Genomic DNA, 15418 nt, shown 5'->3' on the forward strand with positions numbered 1-15418 from the left:
CCTGTTATCTCTTTCCACCCTTTCTTTTTCTTGTAAGCTTATGAGGAATTTAGCTAAAAAGGCAATTAAAAAATTTTTGACCTTTGGAGAGTGAAATCAATAACTTTTTTTACCACTCAAAGCTTTGAACTACGATAATACCTCTCTCTTCTGCCATCTTTAAAGCTATGGGCTTGGCATAGTGAGTTACTATAAGCTTTACTACTTCTTTATCTCTATAAACCTTTCTAACTGCTATTTCCTTTTTCTCAATCTCTTTTAAGGCTCTATCAAAATCTCTTTTCCCCTCGTCAAATCTCAACTTAGCCTCTCCAACAAGCACCACTTCTTTTCCATTTACCCTTCCCTTTGCCAGAAAATTGATCTCCTCTCCTTCAATCTCTGTCCTTATAAATCTTTCTGTAACTTCTATTCCATATTTCTCCTTTAAAACTTTTGGAAGATTCCTGTAAGCTTCATTTTCAAAGGCATAAGAAAAAGTTCTTGTGAATCCACCAAACTCTTTTCTTAACTGGTGTAAATCCTCCCTTGTTTTTCTGTGCTCTTCCGCAAGCTTTCTTAACTCTTCTTCAGTTTTTTTCTGGGCTTCCACAAGTTTATTTAATTTTTCTTCAGTTTTTTTCTGAGCTTCCGCGAGTTCATTTACTTTTTCTTCGGTTTTTTTCTGGGCCTGGGCAAGCTCTTTTACTTCCTGAGCAAGTTCTTTAAGTTCCTGAGCAAGGGCATTTACTTTTTCTTCAGTTTTTTTCTGGGCTTCAGCGAGTTCATTTACTTTTTCTTCGGTTTTTTTCTGGGCCTGGGCAAGCTCTTTTACTTCTTCAGCGAGTTCATTTACTTTTTCCTCTGTTTTTTTCTGGGCTTCAGCAAGGCTTTTTACTTCCTGAGCAAGCGCTTTTACTTCCTCAGCAAGGGCATTTACTTTTTCTTCAGTTTTTTTCTGAGCTTCAGTGAGTTTTTTTATTTCCTCTTGGGTCTCTTTTTGAGCCTTAGTAAGGTCACTAACTATATTTTTTAACTCAAGAAAATCTTCACGCTTTACAGTATCACCAATAGATTTCTCAAGTTTTTCAAGAATTTTTATAAAAACTTTCCTAACAGGAGGCTCAAGTTCTTCCAGGGCTTTAATTATGTCTACCGCTAAGAGAGCCATATTTTTACATTAATTCAACTTTCATAAAAATCAAGTGTGGTGTATAAGTCCCCTATCTTTTGAGACTCAAAGGTTTTTTTCTACTACCTTTCACCTCTTACCTCTCACCTTTTTACCACTTTTTTCAGAAGAATGTGATCCTATACAAAAACCCTATTGACAGGATTTTTATTTATGTTAACTTTTATTAAAATTATAGTTAACAAAGAGGAGTCTATGCGGATAGGTATTAAAGATTCAGGAGGAGTGAAAAATTTTTCTTTCTGGTGGCTTTTGGGAGGAGCTGTTTTCCTTTCAGGGCAGGGGGAGGCTCTTTCTCAGTCAGAAATTGAGTTGAAAGAAGTTGAGATTACTGCACCTGCAGTCAAAGAGCCTCCAGAAAGGCTCTCTCAAGAGGTGAGGATTCTTTCAGGTAAGCTTTTGGAGTCCCTTGGCACTTCCATTTATTCTTCCCTTGATCTGCGTGAAAGGGGAGGCTTTGGAGTTCAGGAGGATTTATCAATCCGGGGGACAACTTTTGAGCAAAATCTTGTCCTTTTTGAAGGGATCAGGGTTTCTGATTTACAGACCGGGCATCACCTAATGAATCTCCCCTTTACGACTAAAAATCTATCAGCCCTTGAGATTTTGCCAGGAGGGGCAAGTCCTCTTTATGGAGCAGGGGGTTTTGGTGGGGCCTTAAATTTTTTACTTAAGCCCTCTCAAAGGGGTATAAATTTTTCAGCTGACCTTGGCTCCTATGACTTTAAATCCGTCTATCTTCAGGGAGGATTCCCCATAGGTAACAGGACTTTTAGCTTAACCCTGGATTCAAAAAAAAGTAATGGTTTTATTGAAAATCGGGATTTTGACTTGAGAAGTTTTAATCTTTATACCAAGGATAAAGAGATGACCCTTTTTTACGGATTTACTGAAAAGGACTTCGGGGCAAGAAATTTTTATACACCCCGCTTTGATAATGAGTTTGAAGAGACAAGGACGCACCTTTTTCTCATAAAGAAATCTCTGGTCCTGAATAACCTTTTTTTAGAGCCCGCCCTTTTATATCGTAAAAATTATGACTACTACATTCTTGACCGCCAGAAACCCTCCTTTTACCAGAACCAGCATCAGACTTATCTTTACAGGATAAATATTCCCGGAGCCTTAGAGACAGAGAGAGCCCTTTACCTCTTCGGGATTGAAACCGGTTATGAGAGACTTAAGAGCTCAAGACTTGGTGAATACTTGCGCAGAAATTTATCTTTTTACACCGGGGTTAAACCCAAGATTTCAGAGAGGTGGCACCCTTCTTTACAATTGAGATATGATCTCAATGTGGAGGAGAAGGACTTTTTGTCCCTTGGTTCTGGCCTTGCCTATAACTTAAAGCCAGGCCTTAAATTAAGAACTGCCTTTAATTATTCCTACAGGCTTCCCAGTGTTACAGAGCTTAGATATCAATCCTTAGGGATTAAGGGGAATCCTGATCTTTCAGTGGAGAAATCCTTAAACCTTGAGGGTGGCTTTGATTTCCAGAGGCACGATTTAACCCTTTCTGGGACACTTTTTTTCAGAAAGGGAGATAATTTGATCGACTGGATTTTTAATGGCACTTCTTCATCAGCAGAAAATACTGATGTAAAAACCCTTGGTTTTATCTTGCACACTGAAAAGAGCTGGAAAGGGCATACCTTTCTTTTCAGTTATACCTACCTCAATCAAAAGGGAAGAGACATAGAAAAATCCCGCTACTATGGAAATTATCTGAGGCATGGTGCAAGCTTGGGAGGAATCTGGAGACTGCCCAGGGAAACAAATTTAAATCTACTCCTTCAGTATCAGAAAAGGCTGAATCAAAGGGGAATATATGTTCTTGACTTTGAATGGGAAAAGCCCGTAGGGAAGAATTTAAAATTTGCTATCTGGGGAAAGAACCTTTTAGATGAAAAATATTACGAAATCTTTTATCCTGAGGCTAAGAAAGGGGTCTCAGGTATTCCCCAGTGGTTTGGAATAAGGGTTGAGGGAGGTTTCTAAAAGATATCAGGATTTAGAAAGAATCTGGCAGTGAATGGACTGGTTATTAAGGGTGCATTGGGATTTATAGAGGTCAACTCCCTCAAGCTCTCCAGTGATAGTGCCATTTGAGATGTGGCCTGAAGCCTCGCAGGTGAAAGTGCCTGTTATGGTGACATTGAGAGTTCCTGAGGCAGTGGCTATGGCATTTCTGCAGTTGGGAAGGGAGGTAACATTCATGGTGATGCTCGGGATATCAGAAGCCCTGCCACTCATACAAAAAGTGAGGGCATCATTGGCGCAGGCCTTAACAATAGGTAAGGCATTGGAAGCAATTTTTGATTTTTGTTGATAGCGGATATAAGTGAGTATGGAAATGGAGGCAAGGATGGAAATAATGGCTATGACAATGATCAGCTCAACAAGGGTAAAGCCCTTAGAATTCACGATAAAAAAATAAGGAGCCTGAAAGGGGCTCCTTGGAGAAAGGTTTTAAATTCCTATTAATTTGCATACATATAACTTCATAATCATATAATTTAAACCCCCTTTTTTAAAAGGGGGTTAAACCATATAAGAATAATATTTCTATTGCCCTTCAACTACACATTTAATATTTTGGTTATCAATTGTGCATTTAGCTATATAATCACTTGCTGCAGTTAGGTTACCAGTAACGGAGGCACCTGAAAGTTTCCCGTCATTTGAACAAGTTCCTGGAGTAGTGGCAAGAGTTACATCACCACCTGCAGTATTAAAAGTTTGACTACCATTACTAAAACAATTAGGGGTTGAGGTTTGGGTTACAGTGTAATTTGAAGGATTTTCAACACAAGCAGTCACCATGTCCATGGCGCAAGCCCTTGCTACTGGAAGAGCATAACTTGAAACCTTTGATTTCCTCTGATACTTCAGATACTGAGGGATGGCAATGCTTGCAAGAATGGCAATGATGGCAATAACAATCATCAACTCAACCAGGGTAAAACCACCCACCTTACTTCCTCTAAGCTTCCTCATACAACACCTCCTTTTAAGTTTTTTTCCTTTCTTTTATAGAAAAAATTTTAATTTATCTAATCAGCAAGTCAAGGGTAAAAATTGCCTCACTAAAATTTATTTGAAATTTTATCGTTGCCTCATATAAAAAATCTCCTAAATTAATTCAGGAGGGGGAAGGGTGCAAAATCTAAACTTAAACGCAAAAGAAAACCTATCTATGATGAAAAGGTTAAGAAAGAGTGGCAAAAAGAGTAGGCAAAGAAGCTTTACAGAGAGATAAGGAGAAATCAGAGAAGACTTGAAAGAGCACTTTTAAAGAAAAAGGGAATTATTCCCAGGATATAAAAGGTAGTATTATAAATTTTGTGTATAGATTGGGGAGGATTAAAGTTAAGTCAGTAACCTGGGTTGAATTTAAAAAAATTTGGTAAAATGCCCTCCTAGCCTCTACCTAAAAACTAACCAGGAGGGCGAAAATGAAGGATCCGCTCTATGAGAACCTCAAAATTATTATACAACATCCTGAGAAAAAGAAAATACTTGAAAACCTCTTATTTAAGGAAATTAAAAATATGACTAAAAACCTTCTTGAAACCTTGATTTTGGAAGAAAGAAGAATTTTTTGTGAAGAAATGGATGATGTGGGGAATGGATATTTCTTAAGGAGTTTAAAAACACCTTTTGGAGAGATAAAAAATCTTAGGGTGGCAAGAACAAGGAAGAAAAATTTTAAAACCGCTATTTTTGAGCCTTATTCAAGGGAATTCTTATATTTAGATGAGCTGATTTATTACATGTATGCTGGTGGGTGTTCTACGAGAGATGTTGCTAACACCTTAGAAAAAATTTACGGGGTTAAATATTCTCCCACTTCTATATCTCGTATTACATCAGTTGTGACTAAAAAGATAGAGGAATTTAAAAATGCCCCTATAACAAAGTGGTATCCTGTGTTATATGTTGATGGGACTTATTTAAAAGTCAGGCGTGGAGGTGTGACAGAGAATGAAGTAGTTTATTTTGTTGCTGGATTAAGTGAGGATGGACATAAGGAGATTTTAGGATATTGGATACCTGGAGGAAGTGGAGAGAGTGCACTTAATTGGAAAGAGATATTTAAAGAACTTTATAAAAGAGGACTAAAGGAACCTCTTTTAGTGGTAGGAGATAACCTTCCTGGGCTTGAAGAAGCTGTAAAACTTATCTATCCTCTTGCAGATTTTCAGAGCTGTGTGTTGCATAAGGTTCGGAATACTTTGAATAGAGTAAGGAAACGAGAAAGACCCTGCAGTTGCAGAAGATTTGAAGGAGATATATGAAAGGCACGATGAGAGAGAGTGGAAGCTTGGATTTGAGAGATTTAAGAGGAAATGGGAAAGAATTTATCCTGATATAATAAGGTCATGGGAGAGGGATTTGGACAAACTTATGGTTTATTTGAAGTATCCTTATCCTTTGAGGAGATTTATATATACCACGAATGCCCTTGAGAGATTTATTAAGGAAGTGAAGAGGAGAGTAAAGGTTATAGAAGTATTTCCGAGTGAGGGTTCAGTTGATAAGATTGTTTATTTAGTAGTTGAGGAGATGAATGAGAAGTATAGGAGTAGGAGACTAAAAAATTTTGAGAGGATAATAGAGGAGCTAAGGGGGGAAAGGAGGGCAAGATATGGGAGTGGAGAGATTAAAATTATTACAAATGAAAAAGAATTTTATACACAAAAAAGTTGACACTATGGAATAAAATTGACAATAGATAATGGGGAAGTTAAAATGATTTTAATTAGAAAATTAAATTTCGCAACGAAACCTATTTCAAATAGATTTTTAAATGAGGCATTATGGGTAAAAATTAAAATTTAATACCCTGGTATTAAAACTATTTAATACTAAAGCCCTGTAACTTCTTAGAAGAGATTAAGCATTAAAGTATAAAAAGTTAGTTCTGGATTTACATAAAAGTCAAGGGCAACCTTGGCTTTATACAAAATCCTCAGTGCTTCAGCAGGGTCTCCCTTAAAGGTTTCCTCAGGGAAGGCAGAGGGATAGGATATATCAACCTTTGCTTTCAAATAGGATCTCCAGACCCAAAGAGTAAGAAGATAAAGAAAAAGCTCCTGGGAATCTTTATCTAAACGGGAAAGCCTTTCTGCTATTTTAAAGCATCTTTCAATATTTTTACTCTCCCCTGCCTTAACAAAGGCGTTTAATTCCTCAAGAAGCCCCTTTTCAGCCATTTCAAGAGCCCTACCAAGGCTTCCTGAAGAAAGCTCCGCCAAGGTCTCTGCCATAGATTCATCTAAATCTCTCCTGAATAGATATTCTTTGATTGTTTCTCTGGCTAAAGGATGAAATCTTACCACCTGAGAACGGGAGATAATAGTGGGAAGAAGTTTAAGGAGATTTTCGGTTAGAAGTATGAAAATCACATAACCTGGAGGTTCTTCCAAGGATTTTAAGAGGGCATTTCCAGCCTCAAGATTCATTTTCTCTGCCCTTTCTATAAGAATCACTTTATAGGGTGCTTCAAGAGGTCTCAGACGGATAAAGCGCTCAATAGACCGGATGGTATCAATACGAATGTCCCGTTTTTCCGGGGAAATCAACATCACATCAGGATGAAGCCTTTTTTTTAGCTTTTTGCAGGCCATACACTCTCCACAGGGCTTCTCAAAATTTGTTGCACAAAAGAGATGATAGATAAAGGCATAGGCCATAGTTTTTTTCCCCACTCCCTTTGGCCCAACAAAGAGATAACTATGAGCAAGCCTTCCCCTCTTTAGAGCGGATTCCAGAAGACTCCTGGCTGATTTTTGACCAAACACTTCAGAAAAACTCAGTATGGAAGATGAGTCTGTCTCAGGCTTTGGAGGGATTAAAAATTCTTTTTCCTGCACAGTTTCAGAAGGTTAATATAACTTCTGTTGATTGCAAGGGTAATCAGGATAGGACTTCAATTTTTGCTCCAAGGGATGCCAATCTTTCAGGAAGAGCCTCATAGCCCCTTTCAACAAGCTCAACCTCATAGAGGGTAGTTGTGTTTTCAGCCATAAGGCCAGCCAAAATCAGGGCAGCCCCGGCTCTGAGATCTGTAGCTTTAACAGGAGAGCCAGTAAGTGGAGTTGGCCCTGAAATTAAGGCTACTCTATCCTCTACCTTGATATTAGCTCCCAGACGGTTGAGTTCCAGAGCATAGAGAAATCTGTTTTCAAAGAGATTCTCCCTTATAAGGGAGAGCCCTTCAGCCTGAGTGAGAAGCACTGCAAAGATGGGTTGAAGGTCCGTTGGAAAACCAGGATAGGGAGCTGTAACAACCTCAAGGGGTCTAAATTTCTGAGGTCGGTTAGCCCGAAAGATTCCCTTTCCAAGCCTTTCAACCTTTACTCCCATCTCCTGAAGTTTTAAAAGAGGCGTCTCCAAATATTCCTCAGGGAGATTTTTAACTATCACCTTATTTTCGGGAAGGAGCGCTGATAGAACAAGAAAAGTGCCAGCTTCAATACGATCGGGAATTATTTCTATTTTTACAGGTTTTAGACTCCTTTTACCTTTGATATAAATGGTATCTTCTCCTGCTCCTTTAATATTTGCACCCATGCGAGAAAGCATCTCCGCAAGAAAGACCACTTCTGGCTCTCGGGCTGCATTTTTGATAATAGTTTCTCCTTCAGCTAAGCTTGCTGCCATGAGAAGATTTTCCGTTGCTGTAACCGAGGGGAAATCAAGAATGATTTCAGCTCCCTTGAGTTTGCGCGCCTTTGTGACAATGTTTCCGTGATCAAGGTAAATCTCAGCGGAAAGTTGCATAAGCCCTTTTTCATGGAAATTAACCGGTCTTTTTCCTATGGCACATCCTCCAGGCAATGGAACTCTGGCTTCCCCGAAGGAGGCAGTTAGTGCTCCAAGAAAGAGGATGGAGGCCCGGATCTCTCTGGCAAGATCATAGGGAATCTCGGTGTGATTGACAGATTTTGTATCTAAGAAAAGGGTAGAGCCCTCAAAGGAAAATTTTGCTCCAAGATGTTCAAGGATCTTGAGCATACAAAAGACATCTCTAACACGGGGGACATTTTTAAGCCTGTATTCTCCTCTGGCAAGGAGAGTTGCTGAAAGGGCTGGTAGCACAGCATTTTTTGCACCCTTAACCTCAATTTCCCCATTTAAAGGGATTCCTCCTTTAATCAGGTATCTTTTCTGTTTTTCCACATCAGGGCGCATCTTTCAATATTTAAAAGGTCTTTGTAAAATTTAAACTCATAATTATATTCTCTGGCAAGGGTAAGTATGGTTGAAGCCTGATTATACCCCATCTCAAAAATTAGAAAACCCCCCTCCTGAAGATAAAAAGGGGCATTTTCAAGAAGATTTTCATGGAACTCCCTTCCAGAAGGCCCGGCAAGAAGGGCCTCTTTAGGTTCAAAGTCTCTGACCTCTCTATCAAGGGTCTTCCATTCTTCAAGGGAGATGTAAGGAGGATTTGAAAGAATGGCTTTAAAAAAGGGGGCTTTCTTAAGGGGAGTGAACCAGTTTCCCCTGATCAAAAAGAGTCTATCATAAACTCTATGGAGATAGGCATTTTTCCTGGTCACCTCTATAGCCTTTTCTGAGATATCCACTGCAAAGGCTATGAGTTTTGGGCATTCAAGGAGAAGAGTAACGGAGATAACCCCTGAGCCACATCCCAGTTCCAAGATCGGACCCTCCTGAATCCCTGTCTCAAGAAAGGCTGAAATGATGGTTTCTGTCTCTGGCCTTGGAATAAGAACACCCTCTTCCACATAAAAAGCCCGGCCATAAAAATAAGCCTCTTTGAGAATATAGGGGAGGGGTTTGAAAGTAAGCCTTTTTTCAAGGATCTTTTTCAGTTCTTCATCAGGAATCTCCTCTTCCGGATAAAGAAAGACATTAAGAGGCGAGGTTTTAAGGAAGTGAGCAAGAATTATCAGGGCAGAAGATCTTGCAGAAACTGGATCCTCAACCTCTAAGAGAGCTTCTTGAAGATAAAGAAGGGCCTCTTTAACCTTCACGCTTGGGAAGAAGTTTGTTTAGAATGACTTCCTGAGTTTCCTCTTGAGATCTCAGTTTCCTGATACTTGTTTGAATTTCAAAAAATTCCTGAGCCCTGTGAAGAAAGGGGATAAGAATTCGCTTTCTCTCTGCTGAGTGTGCAAGAAGAACCTCACCTTCAGGCTTAAGCGAGCTTTTAAAGAGGTTTATGAGAGGCTCAAAATGGGATTTTTTAAAGATGATTTCAGCACCCACTACTAAGTCAAATTTTTTAGATATTTCTGGTGCAAGCCAGTCAAGTTTTTGAATATTAAGAGAGAGACCATTTTCCTTAGCGGATTTTTCAAGCAGTTTAAGAGGAAGTTCTTCTTTGTCTGTTGCTAAGACCCTGTGACCAAAGGCTGAGGCAAAGAGACTTATGACACCAAGCCCTGCCCCAAGCTCAAGAATTTCCTTTCCAGGAGGAAGACTTCCTAAATAATCCGTTAGCACAATTGAAGCCTCCCAGAGCTTTAACCAGAGCGGAAATTTTTCCGTTTCTAAAAAGGGATCACCTTGAAAGACTTCCTCAAGTTTAGCAGGACGAAAAAGCCTTAAGGTCTTACCCCTGATAGTAATAAGTTCAGTTTCAAGTGTTAAATTTTTAATATCCATATTTTTCTTCCCTGCCATAAGATAACAAAATTTTAAAAAAATACCAGTCCCTGTATAAGTCCATATCTTTTGAGACTTAAGAGGATTTTTCTCCTACTTCGGTTGTAGGAAAATGAACCTGTATTTTGTAGAGGCAAACCTATGTGTTTGCCATCTTTTGGAAAATTTATGTGTTTGTCTGTTATGAGGTCCTTTACATTATTGGGCAGACACACAAGGGCTTCCCCTGCTCTCACATCTTACCTCTTACCACCCTTTCTTTTTTCTTTTAAGGATGTGAACTTAGGCGGGGGGGGAAATATTTATAAAATGTATATTAACACAACAAGGAGGGCAAGGAGAATCCGGTAAAGGATAAAGGGATAAAGGCTGTGTTTTTTAAGAAAGTTAAGGAGAAAGGCTATGGCAAGAAAGCTAAAAAGAGCTGAGGAGAAAAATCCTGTTAGGGCATAGGTTAAGGGAATACTATTGGTTTTAATAAGTTTTAGGCCCTCATATAAACCTGCTCCAAGAATTAAAGGAGCACCTGCAAGAAAGGAGTATCTTGCAGAATCCTCTCTTTTTAGCCCGAGAATAAGCCCTGCAGAGATGGTTATTCCACTTCGAGAGGTGCCAGGAAGTAAAGCTAAGGCTTGAAATAAACCAATTCCCAGAGCTTTGGAAAAAGAAAGGGCCCTTAAAGTGTTTTCCTTTTTTCCAAATCTCTCACCAAGCAAAAGGGGTAAACTCATAAAACTTAAGAAAAAGGCAACCATTAAGGGGCTTCTTAGATGGTTTTCAATCAAGTGTTCAAGGGTAAAACCAGCAAGTGCTCCGGGTATAGCCGAGACTATGATATACCACTTAAGGGACCAGATTTCCCGGAGGTCTTTCCAGAAATAGATAAGTATTGCCAGAAAAGAACCAAGATGGATAAAGGCATCAAAGGCAAGATTTGAGGGGATATGGAAAAATTTTGCTATAAGCACTAAATGTCCTGTGCTTGAAATGGGAAGAAACTCGGTAAGCCCCTGAATAAGCCCGAGGATAAGGGGATATAAATAATCCATGGAGGCTCCTTAGAGATAGCGTTTTTTTCTGAGGAGAAGGAGAAGGGAAAGACAAAGACCGATAACTATAGCATTAACCACATAAAAGGCATGAGGGCTCTCTTTAAGAGGTTCCAATTGCTGAAAAGGAAGGGGAATATTCATACCAAATAGGCTATAAATAGTGTTAGGAATGGAAAGAATTATGGCTATACTTGCCAAAAACTTCATAATCACATTGACATTGTTATTAATAATAGAGGCATAGGCATCCATGGTATTGGCAAGAATACTTGTAAAGACCTTGGTCATCTCCACAGCCTGTTTGTTTTCAATCTGAACATCTTCAAGGAGTTCAAGTTCTTCCTCTGTCAATCTTAAATATCTTCCACTTTGTAGTTTGGTTAAGACCATATCATTTCCCTGTAGAGAGGTATTGAAATAGGTAAGGGTCTTTTCAAGAGTGAGCATGCGCAAAAATTCTTCATTACTTAAGGCTCTAAAAATGGCCTCCTCATATTCCTCAATGGCTTTATCAATTTGCCGTAAAAATTTTAAATACAGATTGGTGGCCATAAAAAAGAAGTTAAGGAGAAAGGTTACAGGTTTTTCCAGGTCAAAGGTCTTACTTTTGTTGGCAAAGGCTATAAAGTCTTCAAAAATAGGATGATCAACCAAGCATATAGTGATAATATTTTCTTCTGTTACTATGATACCAATGGGAATGGTCTCATATTTAACATAGAGACCTGAGCCAGCTGGAACCGGTATGCGAATAATCATAAGTACTTGCTGTTCTTCTTTTTCAAGACGAGGCCTTTCCTCTTCATCTAAGGGATATCTCAAAAATTCAGGAAATATTTTAAGCCTTGTTTCCAGATAGTTTAATTCAAGCTCAGTTGGAGTAGTAACACAGATCCAGGTCTCATCTTGAATCTTTTCAGCAGGAACAAGAAGCCCTCTTTCAGAACGATAAACTCTAATCATAACTACCCACAAATGGTTAAAGTTTTCCTTATTAAACTTCTCTTTTTGAGTGTGTCAAGCCCCTTGTATGCGTTTATGTCTTTTGAGATATAAATCTGCCCTTACATTCAATCTAAGTCAATCCTTTTTGAATAATATTTATTTTCAGCAGGGGAAACCTTATGTGTTTGCCCATTTGTGGCTATAGATTTGCCCTTCCATTGATTCTGCCCATATATTGATGATGAAATGTATGTGGTTTGAGTGGTTTGACCTTATTTTTGCATAAGGAGTAACTTTTGAATCTATTGATAATTTGAACTAATTAATTGGGGGTAATGCTTTTGTTGTAAAGGTTAAAAATTCTAAACCCCTACAAATTTTTACCTAAGCTTATAGAAAACGCAAAAATAAAATTTGATGAAATTATTAGCTTTCAAAGAGTTTAAAGATATCTTCAGAGCTCTTCGCAAGAATTATTTTCCTCAGCCACTCCTTAAGAACTCCTCTATCCTCCTCTCTTACCACCCTCTCTCTCACTTCCTCCGGCACATACCCGAGCTTCACCTCTATGGCCTCAAGCACAAGCTCCCTTGCATTCTGTATTAATCCCTGATATATCCCCTGTTCAATTCCCTGCTCAATCCCTTGCTTAATTCCCTGCTCAATTCCCTGCTTATAAAACTTCTCTCCCACTTTATCCCAAAAGCTCTTTAACTCCATCTTTACCCCCTCTTCTTCACAACTATCTAATATATTAAACCAGATTACCTCCCCGTCAACCCTGAACTTTATTTCAGATATCCTAATCAAAAATCCCATCTCCCATCTTCCTTTCTCCCCTATTGCTACTAATCTCTCTGTCGCCCTTGTAATAACTTCAATTATCTCTTCAAAATCCAGTGATTCCGCCTTCATTAAATAAAGATAACACCCAAGCCCTGCTAAGATATCAAATATCCTCAATATCTTATCATCCTCTACCCTCTTTAAATCAACCACATGAACCTTAAAAAGTTCTCCCTTTAACCCCTCTGGCACTGAAAATATCTCCTCTATCCTTTCAGGATAGCCCCAGGGCTTATCCCCTTCATAAAACACAAGAGGTAAAACAGGCACATACCCCTTCCCCTCCTTGAGAGACCTCTCATTTAATGCGGTTATGTAATTTAAAATCTGAAGGTAAATCCTTTTATCAGGTGCACTTTTGTGCTCAATGAGGATATAGAGATGGGCTTTGGTTGAAGGTTTACCTTCACTAAGGAGATTAACCTCTGCAACAAGATCTGGGATTTCTCGCTTTTTTCTTGAAAGGGAAACCTGTTCTTCAGGGATGATTTTAAGGGAGTCAAGGTCAAGATGAGTTTTAATGTGATCAGGGAGGAAGGTTGAGAGGAAGGCTTTTAAGTTTTCAGGGTCTTTGAGGAAGGCCTTGGCAAAAAGGTCATAGGGAACAGGAGGTTTCTTTCCTGACATAGAGGTATTTTGCCAGAATTTAGAGGTATTTCAAGATAGTGTATAAGTCCATATCTTTTGAGATTTAAGAGGATTTTTCTACTACTTCTCCTCTCACCTCTTACCTTTTACCACCCTTTTTCTTGTAAGGATATGAACTTATCCCCCATTTCCCCCTTTGGTTTAAGGTTCATCAAAATTCTATTACAAGGATACTGAACTCTTGCCCTTTCTTTGTGTTCTTTAAGCTCTGTGAAATCTTTAATGAGGGTCTTGATATTTTCGTAAATTTTATTATGTTAATGAAAAATAAAAATAAATATTAAAATTCAAAGGAGGAGGTTAAAAATGTTTAGACTCTCAACGAAGGGTCGGTATGCGGTAAGGGCTATGTATGAAATTGCTAAAGCCTATCCAGAGGGAATTACCCTGGATGAGATTTCAGAGAAACAGAAGATTTCAAGGGTCTATCTTGCTCAGATTCTTAATCGTTTGAGACAGGCAAGGCTTATTCGTTCTTCTCGTGGGCCAGGGGGAGGTTATGTCCTTAGGAAATCTCCTGATGAGATTACCCTTTACGATGTTTTAGAGCCCTTAGAGGGTCCTGTATGTGTAGCCTCTTGTATTGATCCCTCTGAAGGATGTGACGAGGTGGATGAATGTGTAGCCTTCCCTATCTGGAGAAGACTTGCCCAGTATATAGAGTGCATGCTTAAAAATGTTAAACTTGCTGATCTTATTAAGACCATGAGTTCTCAAGAAAGAGAAAAGTTTGCTGAATCTGTTACTCTTAAATGTTTTTAAGGATGATATCAGCTTCAGAAAGAAAAAGGCTGATTTTTCCTCTTGAGGATAGCTCCCTTTTGCAGGATCTTAAAGCTGGTGAGATGCTTCAAATTTCTGGCTGGATACTCTGTGGAAGGGATGCTACTCATAAAAGGATTTTGTCTGCCCTTGAAAAGGGTGATTTCAAATTTGATTTTACTAACCAGCTAATATACTATGTAGGGCCCACACCACCCCCTCCAGGGAAAATAATTGGTGCCTGTGGCCCTACAACTTCCTCTCGTATGGACCCCTTTCTTGAGAATTTTTTTAAGCTTGGTATTTCTGCAACCATGGGTAAGGGTAAAAGAGGCTCTTTAGCAAGAACACTTCACAGGACCTACCAGAGGGTTTATTTTATTACCTTTGGAGGAGCAGGAGCTTATCTGTCTCAATTTGTAAAAAAAGTTGAAGCTATAGCTTGGTCAGAACTTGGTCCGGAAGCCTTTTTTAGAATCAAGGTTGAAAACTTTCCAGCAATAGTAGGTATTGACACCTTAGGGACAGATTTTTATGAACTCTCCTCAGCCAGTCTTCCAGCTTGAGCAAAGTTGTGCTTTTCAATGTCGTCAAAAATAATTATTACTGCCTCAGAAGGGATATTTAAATTCTTAACCAGAATATCTGTAATCTCTTGAGCTATCTTTTTCTTGATCTCAATGCTTCTACCTGAAAAAAGCTCAATTTTAACAATGGGCATATTAATTTCCTCCTACAAATATTTATAATATTAGCATCTCACCTTTGCTTATTAAAAAAACGAGGGACAAAAACTCCATAGCACCTAAGCTTAAAAGCCCTATTAGGAGTCTGTCCCTCTGTCCCTCAACTCTCAAAAGCTTGGTTGGGTTAAAAGTCGTTGCCAAATGGGAGGATGGAGTAAGGGATAGCAGACTCCTATTCAGAAAAAATGGATTTATCAAAGCGGTAAACCATTCCTGTAAAAAAGGCCACTTTTTCATTAGTTCCCTCTTTGGTGATGGTAATGTGATAGGTGGCAAGACTTTTTCCCCGGTTGAATTCTTCTGCTCTGGCTTTTAAAGTATCTCCTATCTTGGCTGGTTTAAAGTAATTTATAGTGGCATTTATAGCTAAGGCTAAAGTGCCATAGGAATTAGAGGCTAAGGCAAAGGCTAAATCTGCTAAGGTAAAAATTACACCCCCCTGACAAACATCTGCTGCATTCAGATGATTTTCTGTAACCGTCATGCTTACCTCAGCAAAACCCTCTCCCATGTCTGTTACCTCAGCCCCGAGAAAAGCAAAAAGTCTATCATTTTTGTAAATATGATCTCTTACCTTTTCATAGGTCTTTTCTTCCATAAAGACTCCT

General features: G+C 38.9%; 17 protein-coding genes. 5 read left to right on the forward strand and 12 right to left on the reverse strand.

Annotated features, from left to right (window positions below):
- Positions 1–109: 109 nt before the first annotated feature.
- Positions 110–1150 (reverse strand): hypothetical protein, encoded by a 1041-nt coding sequence (locus THC_RS09340; protein WP_068515999.1) that lies wholly within the window; start codon positions 1148–1150, stop codon positions 110–112.
- 216 nt (positions 1151–1366) lie between these two features.
- On the opposite strand from THC_RS09340, the gene THC_RS08260 reads away from it, so the two are divergent.
- Positions 1367–3169: a TonB-dependent receptor plug domain-containing protein gene (locus THC_RS08260; RefSeq protein WP_068516002.1), complete on the forward strand. Its 1803-nt coding sequence runs from the start codon at positions 1367–1369 to the stop codon at positions 3167–3169.
- Between the two features lie 6 nt (positions 3170–3175).
- Here the strand turns inward: THC_RS08260 and THC_RS09230 are convergent, their stop codons facing one another.
- Positions 3176–3595 carry a prepilin-type N-terminal cleavage/methylation domain-containing protein gene (locus THC_RS09230; protein WP_197650960.1) on the reverse strand — a complete coding sequence of 140 codons (420 nt, stop codon included), beginning with the start codon at positions 3593–3595 and terminating at the stop codon, positions 3176–3178.
- A 141-nt stretch (positions 3596–3736) separates the two neighbouring features.
- Positions 3737–4168, reverse strand: a complete 432-nt coding sequence (locus THC_RS09705) for a prepilin-type N-terminal cleavage/methylation domain-containing protein (protein ID WP_068516009.1) — start codon at positions 4166–4168, stop codon at positions 3737–3739.
- 458 nt (positions 4169–4626) lie between these two features.
- On the opposite strand from THC_RS09705, the gene THC_RS09710 reads away from it, so the two are divergent.
- Together THC_RS09710 and THC_RS09715 are read left to right on the forward strand one after the other, a co-directional pair.
- Positions 4627–5469 (forward strand): IS256 family transposase, encoded by an 843-nt coding sequence (locus THC_RS09710; protein WP_068516015.1) that lies wholly within the window; start codon positions 4627–4629, stop codon positions 5467–5469.
- Positions 5453–5881 carry a transposase gene (locus tag THC_RS09715; RefSeq protein ID WP_068516018.1) on the forward strand — a complete coding sequence of 143 codons (429 nt, stop codon included), beginning with the start codon at positions 5453–5455 and terminating at the stop codon, positions 5879–5881. The genes THC_RS09710 and THC_RS09715 overlap by 17 nt, the downstream gene beginning before the upstream one ends.
- A 176-nt stretch (positions 5882–6057) precedes the next feature.
- Here THC_RS09715 and holB read toward each other — a convergent pair whose 3' ends face one another.
- The 7 genes from holB to THC_RS08315 form a co-directional block, all read right to left on the reverse strand.
- Positions 6058–7047: a DNA polymerase III subunit delta' gene (gene holB, locus THC_RS08285; RefSeq protein ID WP_068516020.1), complete on the reverse strand. Its 990-nt coding sequence runs from the start codon at positions 7045–7047 to the stop codon at positions 6058–6060.
- Positions 7048–7090: 43 nt separating this feature from the next.
- The gene (murA, locus tag THC_RS08290) at positions 7091–8368 is read right to left on the reverse strand and encodes a UDP-N-acetylglucosamine 1-carboxyvinyltransferase (protein ID WP_068516023.1); all 1278 of its coding nucleotides are present in this window, start codon (positions 8366–8368) and stop codon (positions 7091–7093) included.
- Positions 8332–9177, reverse strand: a complete 846-nt coding sequence (gene prmC, locus THC_RS08295) for a peptide chain release factor N(5)-glutamine methyltransferase (protein WP_068516027.1) — start codon at positions 9175–9177, stop codon at positions 8332–8334. The genes murA and prmC overlap by 37 nt, the downstream gene beginning before the upstream one ends.
- Positions 9167–9829 carry a class I SAM-dependent methyltransferase gene (locus tag THC_RS08300; protein WP_082706399.1) on the reverse strand — a complete coding sequence of 221 codons (663 nt, stop codon included), beginning with the start codon at positions 9827–9829 and terminating at the stop codon, positions 9167–9169. Before THC_RS08300 ends, prmC begins: the two co-directional genes overlap by 11 nt.
- A gap of 284 nt (positions 9830–10113) precedes the next feature.
- Positions 10114–10860, reverse strand: a complete 747-nt coding sequence (locus THC_RS08305; protein WP_068516033.1) for an undecaprenyl-diphosphate phosphatase — start codon at positions 10858–10860, stop codon at positions 10114–10116.
- A 9-nt stretch (positions 10861–10869) separates the two neighbouring features.
- A complete protein-coding gene (locus THC_RS08310) occupies positions 10870–11826 on the reverse strand; it encodes a magnesium transporter CorA family protein (RefSeq protein WP_068516036.1) in 957 nt (318 codons plus the stop codon).
- Between the two features lie 408 nt (positions 11827–12234).
- Positions 12235–13281 carry an Rpn family recombination-promoting nuclease/putative transposase gene (locus tag THC_RS08315; protein WP_068516039.1) on the reverse strand — a complete coding sequence of 349 codons (1047 nt, stop codon included), beginning with the start codon at positions 13279–13281 and terminating at the stop codon, positions 12235–12237.
- A 327-nt stretch (positions 13282–13608) separates the two neighbouring features.
- Here THC_RS08315 and THC_RS08320 point away from each other — a divergent pair, with 327 nt between their 5' ends.
- Both THC_RS08320 and THC_RS08325 read left to right on the forward strand, forming a co-directional pair.
- Complete coding sequence (locus THC_RS08320) at positions 13609–14064, forward strand: RrF2 family transcriptional regulator (protein WP_068516042.1); 456 nt, start codon at positions 13609–13611, stop codon at positions 14062–14064.
- Positions 14055–14630 (forward strand): FumA C-terminus/TtdB family hydratase beta subunit, encoded by a 576-nt coding sequence (locus tag THC_RS08325; RefSeq protein WP_068516045.1) that lies wholly within the window; start codon positions 14055–14057, stop codon positions 14628–14630. Before THC_RS08320 ends, THC_RS08325 begins: the two co-directional genes overlap by 10 nt.
- On the opposite strand, the gene THC_RS08330 is transcribed toward THC_RS08325, so the two are convergent.
- Together THC_RS08330 and THC_RS08335 are read right to left on the reverse strand one after the other, a co-directional pair.
- The gene (locus tag THC_RS08330) at positions 14597–14785 is read right to left on the reverse strand and encodes a tautomerase family protein (RefSeq protein ID WP_068516048.1); all 189 of its coding nucleotides are present in this window, start codon (positions 14783–14785) and stop codon (positions 14597–14599) included. The two genes, THC_RS08325 and THC_RS08330, sit on opposite strands and share 34 nt — an antisense overlap.
- 197 nt (positions 14786–14982) lie before the next feature.
- Positions 14983–15408, reverse strand: a complete 426-nt coding sequence (locus tag THC_RS08335) for a hotdog fold thioesterase (protein ID WP_068516051.1) — start codon at positions 15406–15408, stop codon at positions 14983–14985.
- Between the last annotated feature and the right edge of the window lie 10 nt (positions 15409–15418).

This window comes from Caldimicrobium thiodismutans (genome assembly GCF_001548275.1).
GTDB lineage: Bacteria > Desulfobacterota > Thermodesulfobacteria > Thermodesulfobacteriales > Thermodesulfobacteriaceae > Caldimicrobium > Caldimicrobium thiodismutans.